This is a genomic window from Pseudomonas sp. LBUM1647, from assembly GCF_059716175.1.
On record NZ_CP166809.1, the window covers coordinates 6,070,728 to 6,087,922 of the forward strand.

The 17,195-nt window shown below is 53.3% G+C and carries 19 protein-coding genes; 14 read left to right on the forward strand and 5 right to left on the reverse strand.

Annotation, left to right across the window (positions count from 1 at the left end):
• Nucleotides 1–86 precede the first annotated feature (86 nt).
• From eat to ACA059_RS28105, 10 genes are all read left to right on the forward strand, one after another.
• Nucleotides 87–1,457: an ethanolamine permease gene (gene eat, locus ACA059_RS28060; RefSeq protein ID WP_497631757.1), complete on the forward strand. Its 1,371-nt coding sequence runs from the start codon at nt 87–89 to the stop codon at nt 1,455–1,457.
• A 192-nt stretch (nt 1,458–1,649) separates the two neighbouring features.
• Entirely contained in the window at nt 1,650–3,044 is a 1,395-nt protein-coding gene (locus ACA059_RS28065; protein WP_497631758.1) for an ethanolamine ammonia-lyase subunit EutB, read from the forward strand.
• 8 nt (nt 3,045–3,052) lie between these two features.
• The gene (gene eutC / locus ACA059_RS28070; protein ID WP_497631759.1) at nt 3,053–3,877 is read left to right on the forward strand and encodes an ethanolamine ammonia-lyase subunit EutC; all 825 of its coding nucleotides are present in this window, start codon (nt 3,053–3,055) and stop codon (nt 3,875–3,877) included.
• Between the two features lie 118 nt (nt 3,878–3,995).
• Nucleotides 3,996–4,457 (forward strand): GNAT family N-acetyltransferase, encoded by a 462-nt coding sequence (locus ACA059_RS28075; RefSeq protein WP_095130795.1) that lies wholly within the window; start codon nt 3,996–3,998, stop codon nt 4,455–4,457.
• A 287-nt stretch (nt 4,458–4,744) separates the two neighbouring features.
• Entirely contained in the window at nt 4,745–5,401 is a 657-nt protein-coding gene (locus ACA059_RS28080; RefSeq protein WP_497631760.1) for a DedA family protein, read from the forward strand.
• 6 nt (nt 5,402–5,407) lie between these two features.
• On the forward strand, nt 5,408–6,220 hold the full coding sequence (locus ACA059_RS28085) for a M90 family metallopeptidase (protein ID WP_497631761.1): 813 nt from the start codon (nt 5,408–5,410) through the stop codon (nt 6,218–6,220).
• Nucleotides 6,221–6,333: 113 nt separating this feature from the next.
• Nucleotides 6,334–6,861, forward strand: a complete 528-nt coding sequence (gene ppa, locus ACA059_RS28090) for an inorganic diphosphatase (protein ID WP_282379152.1) — start codon at nt 6,334–6,336, stop codon at nt 6,859–6,861.
• A 223-nt stretch (nt 6,862–7,084) separates the two neighbouring features.
• Nucleotides 7,085–7,837 (forward strand): S24 family peptidase, encoded by a 753-nt coding sequence (locus tag ACA059_RS28095; RefSeq protein ID WP_497631762.1) that lies wholly within the window; start codon nt 7,085–7,087, stop codon nt 7,835–7,837.
• Between the two features lie 588 nt (nt 7,838–8,425).
• On the forward strand, nt 8,426–9,628 hold the full coding sequence (locus ACA059_RS28100; protein WP_497631763.1) for a tyrosine-type recombinase/integrase: 1,203 nt from the start codon (nt 8,426–8,428) through the stop codon (nt 9,626–9,628).
• Nucleotides 9,629–9,632: 4 nt separating this feature from the next.
• The gene (locus ACA059_RS28105; RefSeq protein ID WP_497631764.1) at nt 9,633–10,346 is read left to right on the forward strand and encodes a hypothetical protein; all 714 of its coding nucleotides are present in this window, start codon (nt 9,633–9,635) and stop codon (nt 10,344–10,346) included.
• Nucleotides 10,347–10,386: 40 nt separating this feature from the next.
• On the opposite strand, the gene ACA059_RS28110 is transcribed toward ACA059_RS28105, so the two are convergent.
• Together ACA059_RS28110 and ACA059_RS28115 are read right to left on the reverse strand one after the other, a co-directional pair.
• Nucleotides 10,387–11,475 (reverse strand): YagK/YfjJ domain-containing protein, encoded by a 1,089-nt coding sequence (locus ACA059_RS28110; protein WP_497631765.1) that lies wholly within the window; start codon nt 11,473–11,475, stop codon nt 10,387–10,389.
• Nucleotides 11,476–11,728: 253 nt separating this feature from the next.
• Nucleotides 11,729–11,977 (reverse strand): helix-turn-helix transcriptional regulator, encoded by a 249-nt coding sequence (locus tag ACA059_RS28115; RefSeq protein ID WP_497631766.1) that lies wholly within the window; start codon nt 11,975–11,977, stop codon nt 11,729–11,731.
• A 747-nt stretch (nt 11,978–12,724) separates the two neighbouring features.
• Between ACA059_RS28115 and ACA059_RS28120 the strand changes: the two genes are divergently transcribed.
• Both ACA059_RS28120 and ACA059_RS28125 read left to right on the forward strand, forming a co-directional pair.
• A complete protein-coding gene (locus ACA059_RS28120) occupies nt 12,725–13,693 on the forward strand; it encodes a DUF932 domain-containing protein (RefSeq protein ID WP_497631767.1) in 969 nt (322 codons plus the stop codon).
• A gap of 67 nt (nt 13,694–13,760) precedes the next feature.
• Complete coding sequence (locus ACA059_RS28125; RefSeq protein ID WP_497631768.1) at nt 13,761–13,955, forward strand: hypothetical protein; 195 nt, start codon at nt 13,761–13,763, stop codon at nt 13,953–13,955.
• An 11-nt stretch (nt 13,956–13,966) separates the two neighbouring features.
• Here ACA059_RS28125 and ACA059_RS28130 read toward each other — a convergent pair whose 3' ends face one another.
• The gene (locus ACA059_RS28130) at nt 13,967–14,314 is read right to left on the reverse strand and encodes a helix-turn-helix domain-containing protein (RefSeq protein ID WP_497631769.1); all 348 of its coding nucleotides are present in this window, start codon (nt 14,312–14,314) and stop codon (nt 13,967–13,969) included.
• Between the two features lie 285 nt (nt 14,315–14,599).
• On the opposite strand from ACA059_RS28130, the gene ACA059_RS28135 reads away from it, so the two are divergent.
• Both ACA059_RS28135 and ACA059_RS28140 read left to right on the forward strand, forming a co-directional pair.
• Nucleotides 14,600–15,259, forward strand: coding sequence for a hypothetical protein (locus tag ACA059_RS28135; protein ID WP_497631770.1), 660 nt, complete (start codon nt 14,600–14,602; stop codon nt 15,257–15,259).
• A gap of 27 nt (nt 15,260–15,286) precedes the next feature.
• Nucleotides 15,287–15,634, forward strand: coding sequence for a hypothetical protein (locus ACA059_RS28140; protein WP_497631771.1), 348 nt, complete (start codon nt 15,287–15,289; stop codon nt 15,632–15,634).
• Between the two features lie 130 nt (nt 15,635–15,764).
• Here the strand turns inward: ACA059_RS28140 and ACA059_RS28145 are convergent, their stop codons facing one another.
• Together ACA059_RS28145 and ACA059_RS28150 are read right to left on the reverse strand one after the other, a co-directional pair.
• The gene (locus ACA059_RS28145; RefSeq protein WP_497631772.1) at nt 15,765–16,865 is read right to left on the reverse strand and encodes a restriction endonuclease, SacI family; all 1,101 of its coding nucleotides are present in this window, start codon (nt 16,863–16,865) and stop codon (nt 15,765–15,767) included.
• 1 nt (nt 16,866) lies between these two features.
• Entirely contained in the window at nt 16,867–17,079 is a 213-nt protein-coding gene (locus tag ACA059_RS28150; RefSeq protein WP_497634742.1) for a helix-turn-helix domain-containing protein, read from the reverse strand.
• Nucleotides 17,080–17,195: the final 116 nt, after the last annotated feature.

The window sequence follows — 17,195 nt, forward strand, 5'->3', positions numbered from 1 at the left end:
GCACGGGCTTTGCGTGCCCGCTTTACACGAAAATGTCGTACACGAAAGTCCAACAAATCAAAAAATAAAAAAGACAGCGAGGACTTATGACTTCTACTACACAGCTCAAACCCACACTCGGCACCCTGCATTTATGGGGCATTGCCGTCGGTCTGGTGATTTCCGGCGAGTATTTCGGCTGGAGTTACGGCTGGGGCACCGCAGGGACCCTGGGTTTCCTCGTCACCGCACTGATGGTGGCGACGATGTACACCTGTTTCATCTTCAGCTTCACCGAATTGACTACCGCGATTCCCCACGCCGGCGGGCCGTTTGCCTACAGCCGGCGAGCCTTTGGTGAGAAAGGCGGACTGATCGCCGGCATCGCCACCCTGATTGAGTTCGTCTTTGCGCCCCCGGCGATTGCCATGGCCATTGGCGCCTACCTCAACGTGCAATACCCGGAACTAGACCCCAAGATCGCCGCCGTTGGCGCCTATTTCGTGTTCATGGGCTTGAATATCCTCGGCGTCAGCATCGCCGCCACCTTCGAACTGGTGGTCACCGTGCTGGCAGTCGCCGAGTTGCTGGTGTTCATGGGCGTCGTTGCGCCGGGCTTCAGCTTCAGTAATTTCGCGCTTAACGGCTGGTCGGGCGCCAACGAGTTCACCATGGGCTCGATTCCCGGCATCTTTGCGGCGATCCCCTTCGCGATCTGGTTTTTCCTTGCGATTGAAGGCGCGGCGATGGCGGCTGAAGAAGCCAAGGACCCGAAACGCACAATTCCCAGGGCTTATGTCAGTGGCATTCTGACCCTGGTGTTCCTGGCCATCGGCGTGATGGTGATGGCGGGCGGCGTTGGCGACTGGCGTCAACTGTCGAACATCAACGATCCGTTGCCTCAGGCAATGAAAGCCGTGGTCGGCAACAATTCGACCTGGATGCACATGCTGGTGTGGATCGGCCTGTTCGGTCTGGTGGCGAGTTTCCACGGCATCATTCTTGGCTACTCGCGGCAGTTCTTTGCGCTGGCCCGGGCCGGTTACCTGCCTCGCGGCCTGGCCAAGCTCTCGCGCTTCCAGACTCCGCACCGGGCGATCCTGGCCGGCGGCGTGATCGGCATCGCGGCGATCTACAGCGACGGCCTGGTCAACCTGCAAGGCATGACCCTGACGGCAGCAATGATCACCATGTCGGTATTCGGCGCCATCGTGATGTACATCATCAGTATGCTGAGCCTGTTCAAACTGCGTAAAACCGAGCCCAACCTTGAACGCACCTTCCGCGCGCCGGGTTATCCGATCGTGCCGGGAATTGCGCTGTTTCTGGCAGTGGTGTGCCTGGTGGCGATGGCCTGGTTCAACACTCTGATCGGGTGTGTGTTCCTCGGGTTTATGGCTGTCGGTTACTTGTATTTCCAATTGACCGCCAAGCAGCGCTTCGATGCGCCGGCGGATGCGATGCTCGAAGGCGTCTGAGTTGCACCGGCGCCGGGCTGATTCCCGGCGCCTGCCATATTGAAGTGCACACCGAACCCCTGTAGGAGCTGCCGAAGGCTGCGATCTTTTTATCTTGCCTATTAAAGATCAAAAGATCGCAGCCTTCGGCAGCTCCTACACAGGTTCGGTGGTGTGTTTGAGTTATCTACAGAATCAGGAGGACCCCGTCCCATGGCTGCATTTGCCCATTCAGTCGGCGCCCAGACCTATCGCTTCGAGAGTCTCAAGGACGTCATGGCCAAGGCCAGTCCGGCGCGTTCCGGGGACTTTCTGGCCGGCGTCGCCGCCCTCAACGATGGCGAGCGTGTGGCCGCGCAGATGACCCTCGCCAACATCCCGCTCAGCCACTTCCTGCAAGAAGTACTCATTCCTTACGAGACCGATGAAGTCACCCGACTGATCATCGACACTCACGACAAACAAGCATTCGCCGCCGTCAGCCACCTCACCGTCGGCGGCTTTCGCGACTGGCTACTCAGCGATGCCGCTGACGAACAGAGCCTGCGCGCCCTCGCGCCAGGCCTGACCCCGGAAATGGCCGCCGCCGTGTCGAAGATCATGCGCGTGCAGGATCTGGTGCTGGTAGCGCAGAAAATCCGCGTGGTCACCCAGTTCCGCGGCACGATGGGCCTGCGCGGTCGGCTATCCACCCGCCTGCAACCCAACCACCCCACCGACGAACCGGCCGGTATCGCCGCGAGCATTCTCGACGGCCTGCTGTACGGTAACGGCGACGCGATGATCGGCATCAACCCGGCCACCGACAGCATCGCCTCAATCTGCGCCATGCTGGAAATGCTCGACGCGATCATCCAGCGCTATGAGATTCCGACCCAGGCCTGCGTGCTGACTCATGTCACCACGTCCATCGAGGCCATAAATCGCGGTGTTCCGCTGGACCTGGTGTTTCAGTCGATCGCCGGCACCGAAGCGGCGAACGCCAGTTTTGGTATCAACCTGAACGTGTTGCAGGAAGGTTACGACGCCGGATTGAGCCTGAATCGCGGCACGTTGGGGCAGAATCTGATGTATTTCGAAACCGGCCAAGGCAGCGCCCTGTCAGCCAACGCCCACCACGGCATCGATCAACAGACCTGCGAAACCCGCGCCTACGCCGTTGCGCGACATTTCAAACCGTTCCTGGTGAACACCGTTGTAGGATTCATCGGCCCGGAATACCTCTACAACGGTAAACAGATCATTCGCGCCGGCCTCGAAGACCACTTCTGCGGCAAGCTCCTGGGCGTGCCCATGGGTTGTGACATCTGTTACACCAACCACGCCGAAGCCGACCAGGACGATATGGACACCCTGCTGACCCTGTTGGGCGTGGCCGGGATCAACTTCATCATGGGCATCCCCGGCTCCGACGACATCATGCTCAACTACCAGACCACTTCGTTCCACGACGCGCTTTACGCCCGTCAGACGCTGGGCCTGAAACCTGCGCCGGAATTCGAACAATGGCTGGCGAGAATGGGCATTTTCACCCAGGCAGACGGCAAGATTCACTTCGGCGACAGCCTGCCGCCGGCTTTCCGCCAAGCGATGGGGCAACTGGGATGAGTGTTGAAATGGACAAACCACCTGCTGATCCAGAGAACCCGTTGCTGGAACTGCGCCGCCTGACACCGGCGCGGATCGCCTTGGGTAGAACCGGCACCAGCATGCCGACCAGCGCGCAGCTGGATTTCCAGTACGCCCACGCTCAGGCACGGGATGCGGTGCACTTGCCGTTCGACCATGCGGGGCTCAGCTCACAACTGGCTGAGCGCGGGCGGGCCAGTTTGCTGCTACACAGCGCCGCTACGGACCGGAACAGTTATTTGCAACGCCCCGATTTGGGGCGAAAGCTGAGTGATGAGTCGGCTCAGACACTGCGCGATTACGCATTGGCCAATCCCGGCGGTGTCGATCTGGCAATTGTCGTTGCCGATGGGTTGTCGGCGCTGGCTGTTCATCGCCATACCCTGCCGTTTCTGGCGCGGATGGAAGATCAGATTGTGAGTGACGGCTGGTCCGTCTCACCGGTCATTCTGGTGGAACAGGGTCGGGTCGCCGTAGCCGACGAGATCGGCGAACTGCTGGGTGCGAAAATGGTGGTAATCCTGATCGGCGAGCGCCCTGGCCTCAGTTCCCCGGACAGCCTGGGGCTGTATTTCACCTACAATCCAAAGGTCGGGCTGACGGATGCCTATCGCAACTGCATCTCCAACGTCCGACTCGAAGGCCTGAGTTACGGCATGGCGGCACACCGTTTGCTGTATTTGATGCGCGAAGCCTGCCGACGGCAGTTGTCAGGGGTCAATCTGAAGGACGAAGCCCAGGTTCTGACACTGGAGTCGGACGCAGGAGCGGACATGAAAGGTAATTTCCTACTGAGTCTGCCGGATGCCTGAACCGTTTCCGCATTGCATTTCTGATTCAGTTTCAGGCAGGATCGAAACACGGCTGCCCGAGTGAGAACCGTTCGCCGTCACAGTACGTGAAGACAGCCACTTGAAGACGAGACCTACCATGCGGATTATTCAAGCGACCCTCGAACACCTGGACCTGTTGACCCCGTTGTTCGTCAAATATCGCGAGTTTTATGGCTCCCTGGCTTATCCGGACTCGTCCCGGGCGTTCCTTGAAAAGCGCCTGCGTCGCAAGGAGTCGGTGATCTACCTGGCCCTGGCCGATGACGACAGCAACAAACTGATGGGTTTCTGTCAGTTGTATCCGAGCTTTTCGTCCCTTTCGCTGAAGCGCGTGTGGATCCTCAACGACATCTACGTCGCCGAAGAGGCCCGCCGCCAGCTGGTGGCCGACAACCTCATCCGCACCGCAAAGAAAATGGCCAAGGAAACCAACGCTGTACGCATGCGCGTTTCCACCAGCAGCAACAACGAAGTCGCGCAGAAAACCTACGAATCCATCGGATTCAAGGAAGACACCGAGTTCAAGAACTACGTGTTGCCGATCAGCGACGAGCTCTGATCCGCATCAATACCTGTGGGAGCGGGCTTGCTCGCGAAGGCGGACTGTCAGTCGACATCAATGGTGAATGTCCGTCCGCCTTCGCGAGCAAGCCCGCTCCCACAGTGGTCCACACCAACCGTTGATCCTGTCGACATCCCCCGCTACAAACTCCACGCGCTTTTCACCTCTCAGCCCGTATAATGCCGACCTTTCCGGCTTGTAAGAAAAACTACACCCGTCTGTAGCCTTTCGCGAAGTCATCCGCACAGGCCTGCCGAGTCGGGCCGTCACCTCAGGTGCTCTCCATGGATTTCAACCCGCTCGACCTTATCCTGCATCTCGATGTTTACCTCGATTTGCTGGTAAACAACTACGGGCCATGGATTTACGCCATTCTGTTCCTGGTGATCTTCTGCGAAACCGGTCTGGTGGTGATGCCGTTCCTGCCGGGCGATTCCCTGCTGTTCATCGCGGGTGCCGTTGCGGCCGGTGGCGGCATGGACCCGGTGCTGCTGGGCGGACTGCTGATGCTGGCGGCGATCCTTGGCGACAGCACCAACTATGTGATCGGACGAACGGCGGGTGAGCGTTTGTTCAGCAACCCGAACTCGAAAATCTTCCGCCGCGACTACCTGCAGCAAACCCACGACTTCTACGACAAACACGGCGGCAAAACCGTAACCCTGGCGCGCTTCCTGCCAATCATCCGCACCTTTGCACCGTTCGTCGCCGGCGTGGCGAAAATGCCGTATCCGCGGTTCTTTGCTTTCAGCATCCTCGGCACCATCCTGTGGGTGGGTGGCCTGGTGACCCTCGGTTACTTCTTCGGCAACGTACCGTTCATCAAGCAAAACCTGTCGCTGCTGGTCGTGGGCATCATCCTGCTGTCGTTGGTACCGATGATCATCGGCATCATCCGCAGCCGCTTCGGCAACGCCGCGTCCAAAACCCAATCGCGCTGATTCACCATGTGGTCCCTTAGCGCCTGGCGTCGCCGGCGCATCCTGGCCAAGCATCCGATTGCCGACGACATGTGGCAGCGGGTGCGTCATCACTTGAGTTTTCTCGATGGCATCAGCGCCGCCGAAGACCAGTGGCTGCGCGAAGCCAGCGTGCTGTTCCTCCAGGACAAACACCTGACCGCCCTGCCCGGCGTCGAACTCCTCCAGGAGCAACGCCTGCTGCTTGCCGCCCAGGCGCAATTGCCGCTGCTGCACCTGGGCGATCTGAACTGGTATCAGGGTTTCCACGAGATCGTCCTCTATCCCGACGACTTTCTCAGCCCCCAACGCCATCGCGACGCCAGCGGCGTCGAGCACGAATGGGACGGCGAACACAGCGGCGAAGCCTGGCAGCAAGGCCCGATCATCCTCGCGTGGCCCGGCGTGATGGCCAGTGGTGGCTGGGAAGGCTACAACCTTGTGATCCATGAACTCGCGCATAAACTCGACATGCTCAACGGCGACGCCAACGGCCTGCCGCCGCTGCACGCCGACATGCGGGTCAGCGACTGGGCCAAGGTCATGCAAGAGGCCTACGACGACCTTGATCGGCAACTGGACCGCAATCCCGACGCTGACACCGCCATCGACCCGTACGCTGCGGAAAACCCCGCCGAGTTCTTCGCGGTCACCAGCGAATACTTCTTCAGTGCCCCGGATTTACTGCACGAGGCGTATCCTCAGGTCTATGAGCAACTGAAGCTGTTTTATCGTCAGGACCCTCTGGCCCGGCTGCGGCAACTTCTGGCCGAAGACCCGGTCTATCAGGCACGCGACTAAGGTCTCTACGACCCTTGGATCGTGGCATCGGCGGCGGAATATGCCTATAATCGCCGCCACTTTTTGGTCAATCCGGCCAAGTGTTTTTGGTCAACTAACGGGGGCACCGCCCAATGAGCTACAGCAAGATTCCGGCTGGCAAAGACCTGCCGAACGACATCTACGTCGCGATCGAGATTCCGGCCAACCACGCCCCGATCAAATACGAAATCGACAAAGACAGCGATTGCCTGTTCGTTGACCGTTTCATGGCCACCCCGATGTTCTACCCGGCCAACTACGGTTTCATCCCGAACACCCTGGCTGACGACGGTGACCCCCTCGACGTGCTGGTCGTGACCCCTTACCCGGTTACTCCAGGTTCGGTCATCCGCGCCCGTCCGGTCGGCATCCTGCACATGACCGACGACGGCGGCGGCGATGCCAAAGTCATCGCAGTCCCACACGACAAGCTGTCCCAGCTGTACGTCGACGTGAAGGAATACACCGATCTGCCACCGCTGCTGCTGGAACAGATCAAGCACTTCTTCGAGAACTACAAAGATCTCGAAAAAGGCAAATGGGTGAAGATCGAAGGTTGGGGCGACGCAGAAGCCGCTCGCACAGAGATCATGAAGTCGGTTGCTGCCTATAAAGGCTGATAGCCGGCTCTCACGAGCGGCTATAACGAAGAACCCCGGTTGATCCGGGGTTTTTTGTGGGCGTTTGAATATCATGTTCAACAGCACATTTAACTGGCGGGCAAACCGGTTTTTTCTTGTTTAATTTTTACAAAAGACGTCTTACATCAGGACTTAAATTTCACGCCAGATTTGAACGTTTTGTTGAATCAAAGCCTTATGCCGCACGGCTAGACTCGTGTTTATGAAAAAGAACAAATCCTGCGGCCCACGATTCAGAGTGCTCCTGAAAGAGCTACAAATCACGACAACGAGATTTGCCGAATTCCTGGGTATTTCCGACCCTCAAACTGTCCATAACTGGTATACCCGCGGAGTTCCTGACTACCGCATGGAAGATGTCGCCAGAAGACTGTCCGTGAACACTGAATGGCTGAAAACCGGCGAAGGACCGCAAGACGCCAGGGAATTGCATCTGATCGACGCCTCCGGCAACACCTTCGACGCCCAGTCAATCCGGGGCACCTATCGGGTCATCGACCCCGTCGATATCGAACTACCCTTTTACAAAGAAGCGGCCACTGCCCCCGGCTCCGACAAAACCCATGTCATCAAAGACCCCAGCGAATCAATCCGCCTGCCGCGCAGCGATCTTGACTCCCTGGAAATCAACCACGCCGATGCCATCTGCGCCCGCATGGTTGGCAACAGCATGGCCGAAAAAATTGAAGATAGCTCCATCGTCGCCATCGACCGCGGACTCACGCAAATTGTCGACGGAGAGATTTACGCAATCGAGCACGACGGCATGTTGCGCATCAAATACCTGAGCCGGGTACCAGGCAACGCGATTCGCATGCGCAGCCACAACAGCTCCGAATACCCGGATGAAGTCTTCAGACCTCCGCAAATCGAAGAACAAAACATAAGGGTTCTGGGATGGGTGTTCTGGTGGTCGACCCTGAACAAACGCAGGCCACCCATACCTTTTCTGTAAACACATAACGGTGTAGCAGCTGGCGAAGCTGTGGCGAGGGGATTTATCCCCGTTCGGCGGCGAAGCCGTCGTAATTCATTGGACGCGGTGTGGCTGGAAAAACAGGGGCCGCTTCGCAGCCCGACGGGGCGGTGCGACGCTTCGCTAAATCCCCTCGCCACAGCTTCGCCAGCGGCTACAAGTCCCGGGATAGCTCTAGGTCGCACACCACGCTGGGAATTCCCCCAAAAAATCAGTATGCTGCGCCCCACATTTGCGCATCGACCCGCCCCGCGGCTCAGATCGCACCGACAAGGCAGATGATTTTCTCGCCAAGTCCCACAGCCGGACGCAAGATCCGGGTGTACGTTTTGAAGGCTGGCGCGGTTTACCAAAAATGAACCAAGCCAGTCCCCGAGAAGCCGGCCACAAGCCGGCTTTTTAATTGTCCAAAATAATCCTATCCCATCCAAGAATCTTCCTGATAGCTTAGCTATTCCGGGGGTTTCAGGCATTCCCCTGTCCGATGGTGTTCAACGCCATTTGACCTCATCCGACGATGAAGTGGGGGGACAGATGGGGGGACAAAAGGACAGTAAGGGGAAATCAATGAGTAAACTGAATCCGAAACAAGTCGAGAACCTGACCGAGCCTGGCACTTACGAAGATGGTGATGGCCTCCGTTTGGTCGTCAAACCTACCGGACGTAAATCCTGGCTACTTCGCTTTCAATTGGGGGGGCGTCGTAGGGAGATGGGATTGGGCTCATTCCCTGAAGTCAGCCTCAAGAAAGCCAGACAAGCAGCCAGCGCCAAACGCAGTCAATTGAACGATGGCATTGATCCCCTGGCAGCCAGAGACGTAGAGCGTGCAGCTCAACGGGAAGCCCAGCGTGCAAGTGAAGCCAAGCAATTAAAATTCGAGACGCTCGCAACGCAATACCGTGATGCTCACGGCGCGGCGTGGTCGGAAAAGTGGCGTAAAGGGTGGCTGCGGAAACTGGAGCTGTATGCGTTTGATCACATAGGCAAGCTGTCAGCCGAAGACATTGGCACTCCCGAGGTGCTGAAGGTGCTGCAACCCATTTGGGCCACCAAGACCAGAACCGCTGACGAGGTGCGCGGGCAAATAGAACAAGTCCTGGACGCAGCCAAGGCACGCAACCTGCGACAAGGTGAGAACCCTGCTCGCTGGCGCGGGCACTTAGACAATCTGTTGAGCCGCTCTGAAAAGAGGAAAGCTCGGAAGCGTGAGCACTTTGAAGCTTTGCGCTGGCAGGAAGTGCCTGAGCTGATGATGAAGCTCAGGGCGAACTCCACACCTCCATCATGGGCCGCTCAACTGCTGATCATGACCAGCGCACGCGCCCACATGGTCAGGTTCGCTCGTTGGGATGAGTTTGATCTAGAAGCTAGGACTTGGTCGCTGCCAGATGATCGAATGAAGATGCGAGTAGCTTTCGTAATTCCGCTTGCCGAAGAAGTCGTAAAGCTGGTGAAGAGCATTCCACAAGATGAGGGAAGCGCCTTTCTGTTTCCAGGCCAGGGCAAGACGGGGGTCATGCACGCCAACGCAGTACGAACGCTCCTGCACGGCATGGAGTACGAACATGTAACACGGCACGGCTTTCGATCCTCGTTTCGTGACTGGGCCGGTGAGTGTACTCACTACCCACGGGAGGTTTGCGAGATGGCTCTGGCGCATGACGAACGCGACCAGACTGAAGGAGCGTACTCTCGCTCGGACTTTCTCGATAAACGTCGCTTGCTAATGAACGACTGGGCATCCTTTCTCACTTCAAAAAACGGATAAACAAATGAAAAAGATAATATTTGGAAACGAAGCCGAAGTTGATTCCGATTTTGAAGAAAACACAGGATTCATGTACAACTCAATAAAAAGCCTCTCCACCAGAGGCCTATCAGACGCAATTAATACAAACCTAGCAATACTCAGCATGAAGATAGGGCACACAGACATTACCCAAACACTAGAAGCGCTAGAGACTGAAATCAGAGCCGACCTAGACAAAGAGTATACATCTCCAGACAAGCTGGAAAAACTATGGCGCGGACAATTCTTCCGCAAAGAAAGCCCTTACAACTATCTATTCCATTGCTCTATATTTTTAACTATAACAGCAAAAATCATGCTAGAAGAAGGAGAAACTGAAACAGGATGGTCTTTTATTGCCGCCGCCTTTAAGTACACAGGCAGTTTCGAAGCCGAAGAACTTATTGAGTTTAGAATAGAAAAATCTAAAAGCCGATCTATTACTGCTTCAAAGGGAGGAAAGGCAAGTGCAGCGAGATACGAAGCCACTAAAGAGAAAGCCAAAGTACTGCTAATAGAAAAAATGAAAACAAACACACCTCAAAACGCACATCAGGCAGCAAAGCTGATCCAAGATGACTTAAGCAAGCTTGAAGGGGTCACTTTAACCGAAACCCACATCACTAGAACATTAAGAGATTGGATTGCAACCGATGAGCTTTTCGAAGAGTTTGGATTGGACTCACCATGCGATTAAAGCACAAAGCCAAGTCGAGCAATCGACTTGGCTTTGTGCTTTAGATATGCGCTCTCATTCTAGGTCTACCATTTTTTCTAGATGCTCCCTGAGGTATCACACCTTTACCTAACGACCGCCCACCACCTGGAAGAACCATACGCAAATAATAATCCGGCTTAGTTAAGTATGACGCAGCCAACAGCAAATTATCGCGTTTTTCCTTGTCATGATACTCAACTGTCCCTATGCCACAAAGCTTGTAGTCACTCTTGTTTTTATTACAATTAAAGTAAACCCCTTCTCCGCCAGTCACCTCGCCCACCCAGATCTCGCCGATCATTTTCCCCCAACTTATATCCTCTTGTACCTGAGCCCCATCAAAAAATAAAAGCAAGTGATAGTGATACGTTTTTTCTAGGCCGTACTCCAGCTTCCAGACAAACCCCACCAGTTTTTTACCGGACTTTTTACGAATGCGCTTGAAAAGCTCCACCCTATCTTTAAATACGCGTTCGTATTCAACTCTTTGTCCAGATTCAGCGTCGTTAAGCGCTTTACGATACCCGACATCGAGCCGCACAACCATCAACCTAGAATAGATCCGAAACATCTCATCAATGTACTGTTTCACTCCAAATAGATTTTTATCAGCAGAGCGCCTGAAATTCCGTAGCTTATTTTTGAATTCGCAACCTTGCCCCATTCGCCTAAACTCCTCTATACCAAACTGTAAAGTTGCCAATGCCACAGAAAAATTATCAACTTGTTCGTCTGACAAACTGACCGCGAGCCTATCTAGATCTAAACGGTAAACAATATCCACATACAGAGATATGTAAGGGTTGAATTCGTAATACGCATAATTATCGAATATCAGACCCAAGTCCCCTTGCAGCAAGTCAATAAACTCCTGTCCAAGCGCCGTTGCGCGAAGAACAGAGCGCTTAAATCGCCCTACTTGAACGACGCTGAATAGCTTCGCCTTAGTTGAAAACAGCTTTTTCAGCATAGACTCAACTCGGCGAATGTAATCTGCAACATCCCACTCATCAGCTACAACACAGTTATTTAATTCTCCGGTCTCCTCATCCCATCCCTTGCGCCTCATACACCACGCAAGCAATGCAGTTTCGTTCTTGACAGACACACTCCTCCTCCAGTCAGACTGACACCTGACAACCTTGAAAAAGATCACTATTTGGATTTAATACAAGTCAATGGCTAGTTAATTATAAACATACCAAAAGCGTCTCAAGCTCGCCCCCCAGCAATAACTAACTTATTTCGACAATCCACCCTACTTTACAGAGGTTCTTGAATAGTTTCCTCAGTGATAGTTAGTGACAAAATCAATCGAGCCAGGTCGGCACTCATGATTTTAAATCTGACATGACGAACTCTCAGCAACTCGGACGGTTCTCAATCCAATCATTGAGCGATGCTTCAATCCAACCAACCGCACAGAGCCCAATTCTTACAGGCTTTGGGAACGTTGCGTCATAACGAGGCGAATGCTCGTTCATTCGGTCGTAAATCGTCGAACGTGAAAGGCCTAACCGCTCACGAACCTGCTTCATTCTGAGAATTTTTGGAGCCGTTTGATCGCTTACGGGCATTGTGCTATCCCCCCTCTGCGTGTGCGTTTTCATTGGCCTCGAATGTACACGTCAAACAAACAGCGATGTGGTCGTTCTCTCGCCGGTAAAAAAATACACAGCGTCACAGCCATGCGTTCAACAGCTGACGGCAAGTCACTGCACCCAACAGAACGTTAGCTCCCGCTGACTCAGAAAGTTAGTTCGCACCCCCGTTCTTTATGGCCGTTGACCACTGCGCGTCCACAGCTGCAACGATCATCAAAACGACCGAGAGCCTGCTCAACTGAGCGTACTCATCCCAAAATTATTCGGCGATACATTACGGAATGGCATCTCGGAACTACCGCAACCACAACCGTAGACCTTTAACGCCGGAGCACCACCATGCCAATCAATTGCCCTTCATGTGGATCTCTCACTGCAACGCCTAAAGCGCTGGCGAAGACCGTTTTCTCGTTAGCAGGAGCATTTGCGGGCGCCGCCCTTTATGCCGCATCCAGAAGAAATGGCATCTCAATCGGGAAGCCGAAAGGCAGATCAATCACCGGGATCGCTGACGCAGTCTTTCGCATAGCGACGAGCAGCGCGACTGGTTGCATCACTGGAGCAAGGCTAGGTGATGAGATCGATCTACAGGTACTAGGCAACTACAAGTGCGGTGGTTGTGGCACCTCTTTCAGCTGTCCGCAAGGTTAATCCCCCGCCCATACCCTTATCCGCAATGGTAAAAAAAACCTCATCCAAGCCTCTCAGCAGAGCAATGGCTTTATTTGCGTAACCTTCAAAAAGGAACCACCAATGGCTCACCTGATCGAACAAATGGCCTACGTCGGCACCGCTCCTTGGCATGGCCTGGGCTCTGCGCTTTCACCGAAACAACCTTTGGAAATATGGCAGCGCGAAGCCGGCATGGACTGGCAGATTCAGGAAAGCCCGGTCCACTTCAAAGCCGATGCTATCGGCCACCTGGGCAGCATTCACTCTTTCCCAGAGCAAAAGGTACTGTACCGTTCCGATACCAAAGCCGCCCTATCGGTGGTCTCTAACCGTTATCAGGTAGTACAGCCTCGCGAGGTGCTGGAGTTTTACCGAGATCTGACAGAGGTATCTGGTTACGAGCTGGAAACCGCTGGCGTGCTGAAGGGCGGTAAGAAGTTCTGGGCGTTGGCGCGTACCGGGCAATCGGCTGAGCTTAAAGACAAAGACCTGGTTAACGGCTACCTGCTGCTGGCCACCTCCTGCGACGGCACGTTGGCCACCACGGCGACACCGACCACAGTGAGAGTGGTGTGCAACAACACCCTTTCCATCTCCCTGAACGGTGCTACTCACGCCATCAAGGTTCCACACAGCACGCGCTTTGATCCGCAAGCGGTGAAGAAACAGCTAGGTATCGCCGTCTCGCAATGGGAAGAATTCATGTATCGGATGCGCGAACTCGCCGAGCGTAAGGTTCAATGGCCCGAGGCCATGAGCTTCTTTATGAGTGTGATGTGCGATACCCAAGTCGATGACCCAGTCCCTGACGTAATACGCAACAAGCGAGCGCTAGAGAGGATTCAAAACCTATACGAAGGCAAAGGTCGAGGATCTGAATTGGAGTCCGCTCGCGGCACCGCATGGGGCCTGTTAAACGCCGTGACTGAGTATGTGGATCACGAGCGCCGAGCCAGGAGTTCAGAGTATCGGGTTGACTCCGCTTGGTTCGGGCAGGGAGCGCAGATCAAACAGCGCGCACTCAACTCAGCTCTACGATTGGTAGCCTAACGTCGATCTCGACCATTACGCATGGGCGGTCGTCGCTCATGCATCTCTCAGCCTGAAGGAAAACGCGATGAATTTCATACGCTTTATCGGTCTGCTTTTTATGTTTTTCGGCATTTTGGCCAGCTGCCTGTTAGCGGTGGTACTGGCGATCCTCATGGCACGTTCCTGGCCAATCCTGATTGCAGTGCTGCTAGCTGGTTTGTTATTCGAGCTAATCACTACAGAAGCCGGGATCGAATTATCTGCAAGTACCCAATCCTGATCTTAAACAAGCTACTTCTGCTTCATGTACGCAACCAACTGCTCAACCATGCTCATGATAAGCAACCGTTCAGCGTGGTCGAGATCACTGATCAAATCAGCCATGCGACTGGCCTGATCCGTAGAGCGGGTACTGGTTTCTGTCAGCAACTCCGCTGTCTCGCAGTCAAAAATCGCGGCGAGCTGCATCAGTCGCGCAATGCCAGGCATGACGATACCGCGTTCCGTACGCGACACAACGTCGAAGCTCACCCCCAATTTTTCCGCGACCTCATTTTGAGTTAAGCCGCAGCGTTTGCGTTGCTTGGCAATGGCCCGTCCCACGACCACTGCCAGTTGTCTTTCTTCAGTGCCCGACATACCGCCCTCCAATTGGAGCGGAATGGTTGGGCATTGCCCACTGGACAGGAATAGCGTCACATGTCGATACTCGACATAATACGCCTACATCCAGCTATTTATGCCGAAACAAGGAGCTCACCGTGCATGACAGCCCAGCCTCGCAGAAGAAAACCGTGTTCCACAGCCCCCACGCTGCACCACCGAACAGCATATCGCCGGCCCTACCAGTCCGAACACTGCCCTAAAGCGTAGTTTTTGGGCGCTATGCAAACCCAACCCCCAATCAGAAAACCGAGCATTAAGATGAACATTAAAACCTCACTAATTAACGCAATGCTAATAGTCGTTTTACAGGCAGGTATAGCTATCACAGCCGCTGCGGATGTGGACGTTCGTGTATGCGATAAGACACCGACCCCCGCCCCGATATTATCGATCAAACATATCAACTGCTCTCTTCCAAACTCAGTCTACCAATCGGTGAACCGGCCTTACGTGGATCAAAATGGAAATCGCTTCATTAAAGCTGTTCCCGGATTTCGACTTACCAGTTGCGATAGCGCAGGAACATGCGCACATCAAGGCGAGTTTATGGGAAATGCACCCGCTGGACTCTACGGCGTTACTACTGGATGGTACTTGGGCACGGATACGTCAGGCGGTGTAGTGGCTTACAAAGAGGGTACCGGTCCAGGCTACGGAGGAAAGCGTTACGAACCACAGGCAGCGGAAAAACCATCATCAAGCCGGGTAGACGTAAGCAAACTTGACGTTGTGTGCATGACTACAGCGGTTTTTAACTGTTCGATCAATGGGCAAGACATCGAAGATCAGGATTTACCTAAATATCTTCCGCTGGTGGATAAAAAGGATGTAAAGAAAAAAGGTGGAAATTGCGACTCAGTCCCACTTTGCTACGACAAAAACATGATGCTTCTAGGTATAAACAAAGAGCTATTTTAAATAGCACCATCTTTCAATGGAGGATATATGGATATTGGAGTTTACTCAGCAGGTAGTATTTCGAACGAGGAAATTTCCTCAATGATCTCTGATAAGCGATCTTTTAAAATAAAAGAAATCGAACCTGAGTTTTTTGGTGATACGGTAGAAACCATTGAAAAGCTAATTGAATGCCAAGGACTGACGTGCAGGATATATACAGCAGGTCGTATAACAGCCCTAGGAATTAGCGCGCTCAGCATTGTTGGAGGGTTAGCTGCCGGCCTTACGATAGCAACCCACAATATCGTTACTTACAATCCAGATTACGAAATAGCTAAGCTATACCCGAAAAAAACACTAGCTATAACTTATAAAAAGCAAGCTCCTCGATAGACTCACTCTCCTAATAGCATTCGCAAACATCGAGCGCGAATGCTATTAGTACATAGAGAATTAACAACGTTAACAAAAACCAAAATAATGAGTCACCATTTAGCAACGCATCAGAACTAACTGCAATAAATCACTCCCCAGCAAACCCTTCCCAAATGCTTATTCCTGCTTGACTCACACCCAACTCTTGCAAATAACGGCCAATCATCCGATAAACATTAGAATAGAGCACTGCACTGGACTCATCTGAAAAGCCGATGCATGTTTTAATAAAGTCAGCCCATGTGGTATACACAATCAACTTACACCCCATGTCCCGCGAGCGAATGGTCTCAACCCTAAAATCAGCTTGAGTCTGACGAGGAGAAATAGCCAAATAAATCACTGTCCCAACACCAAACTTTAACGCTTTTTCTACAGAGGACAAAACTTCCGCTGTCCCTACAGGCTTGTCCTTAACTTCCACAGCAACAGACAACCGCCTATCATCCCCCTCAGCGTAATAAATTCCAATATCAAGAGGGAAATTTCTATCAGGATCATTAATGTGACCGACTTCTAGATCACTAGTCGATGAATTAGAGGCTAAAAGTCCTGCCGCAACCGCTTGGGCGCAGCGTCCATCTTCACTATCAACAGTGATTAACGCTCGAATCGCCGACTCGAGCGTAGGTAGCACAAGATAATCACCCGCAGTCTCGCCAGCAAAAAAGGTTGTAATAAAATCCCTTTTCCTCGCGATAATGAAACCACGTAGAGCCAAACGAGCTTGAGCTGTCGTGGTGTAACTTTCTAACTCGCGAAGACAATCATTCAGATAATTAAACCCAGCAGCATTCCTGACATTTTCAATTTCATCTATGCGCGCTTTACCAATAAATGGCGTATTATTCAGTGGATTAGGACCGTTAGCGCCCAAATCAATACCTAATAGTGCTCGATGTTTAGCCCAAACATTATCCGCCAAGGATCTCGCAGAATAAGAATTTTCACCACCATCGCGGTCTAGCAAACAATAAACATCCACTGCGGGCTCAATAGCCTTTGCTAGTAGAGCGGTACCAATTGCAGCGATGAATGTTGCGCTCTTCCTCGGAGGGCACAGTTCAGAAAGATGATTTATTTTGCCTAACCACTCTTCAGAAAACACATCCAAAGGAGCGCTGGAAGAATTTTCAACCTCTAAATAGAGAACTTCTTTTGCAATACGATGATCGATTCTAATAGTCATGTCAGTTGGCCGTAGGATCGGTCGTTTGCTTAAACTCAAGCAAGTCTCCAACACTGCACATCAGACAAGAGCAGAGAGCGTCAATTGTCGAAAGCGTTGCATTGTAATCTGGCCGCGAACCCAGAGCCTCCAGTGTGGCTTTGGACAGCCCAGAACGCTCAGCAAGCTGCTGGTAGGTAATTTTTTGGCCTGTTCTCTCTGCATAGGCTGACATCACAGCTCTCAATTTGACCTCAATCACTTGTACCACCAATACAATTATGTTAGATTTTCTCTGCGGAGCACTGTACGATGCTCCCCCTAGGCCCAAAATCCTTCAAGGTAAGGCAA

Coding starts and splice junctions, on each gene's coding strand:
- eutC (WP_497631759.1), top strand. CDS start 3,053: ATGGACAAACCACCTGCTGATCCAGAGAACCCGTTGCTGGAACTGCGC.
- ppa (WP_282379152.1), top strand. CDS start 6,334: ATGAGCTACAGCAAGATTCCGGCTGGCAAAGACCTGCCGAACGACATC.
- ACA059_RS28100 (WP_497631763.1), top strand. CDS start 8,426: ATGAGTAAACTGAATCCGAAACAAGTCGAGAACCTGACCGAGCCTGGC.
- ACA059_RS28150 (WP_497634742.1), bottom strand. CDS start 17,079: ATGTCAGCCTATGCAGAGAGAACAGGCCAAAAAATTACCTACCAGCAG.
- ACA059_RS28130 (WP_497631769.1), bottom strand. CDS start 14,314: ATGTCGGGCACTGAAGAAAGACAACTGGCAGTGGTCGTGGGACGGGCC.
- ACA059_RS28120 (WP_497631767.1), top strand. CDS start 12,725: ATGGCTCACCTGATCGAACAAATGGCCTACGTCGGCACCGCTCCTTGG.
- ACA059_RS28085 (WP_497631761.1), top strand. CDS start 5,408: ATGTGGTCCCTTAGCGCCTGGCGTCGCCGGCGCATCCTGGCCAAGCAT.
- ACA059_RS28140 (WP_497631771.1), top strand. CDS start 15,287: ATGGATATTGGAGTTTACTCAGCAGGTAGTATTTCGAACGAGGAAATT.
- ACA059_RS28075 (WP_095130795.1), top strand. CDS start 3,996: ATGCGGATTATTCAAGCGACCCTCGAACACCTGGACCTGTTGACCCCG.
- ACA059_RS28095 (WP_497631762.1), top strand. CDS start 7,085: ATGAAAAAGAACAAATCCTGCGGCCCACGATTCAGAGTGCTCCTGAAA.
- ACA059_RS28080 (WP_497631760.1), top strand. CDS start 4,745: ATGGATTTCAACCCGCTCGACCTTATCCTGCATCTCGATGTTTACCTC.
- ACA059_RS28125 (WP_497631768.1), top strand. CDS start 13,761: ATGAATTTCATACGCTTTATCGGTCTGCTTTTTATGTTTTTCGGCATT.
- ACA059_RS28065 (WP_497631758.1), top strand. CDS start 1,650: ATGGCTGCATTTGCCCATTCAGTCGGCGCCCAGACCTATCGCTTCGAG.
- eat (WP_497631757.1), top strand. CDS start 87: ATGACTTCTACTACACAGCTCAAACCCACACTCGGCACCCTGCATTTA.
- ACA059_RS28135 (WP_497631770.1), top strand. CDS start 14,600: ATGAACATTAAAACCTCACTAATTAACGCAATGCTAATAGTCGTTTTA.
- ACA059_RS28115 (WP_497631766.1), bottom strand. CDS start 11,977: ATGAAAACGCACACGCAGAGGGGGGATAGCACAATGCCCGTAAGCGAT.
- ACA059_RS28105 (WP_497631764.1), top strand. CDS start 9,633: ATGAAAAAGATAATATTTGGAAACGAAGCCGAAGTTGATTCCGATTTT.
- ACA059_RS28145 (WP_497631772.1), bottom strand. CDS start 16,865: ATGACTATTAGAATCGATCATCGTATTGCAAAAGAAGTTCTCTATTTA.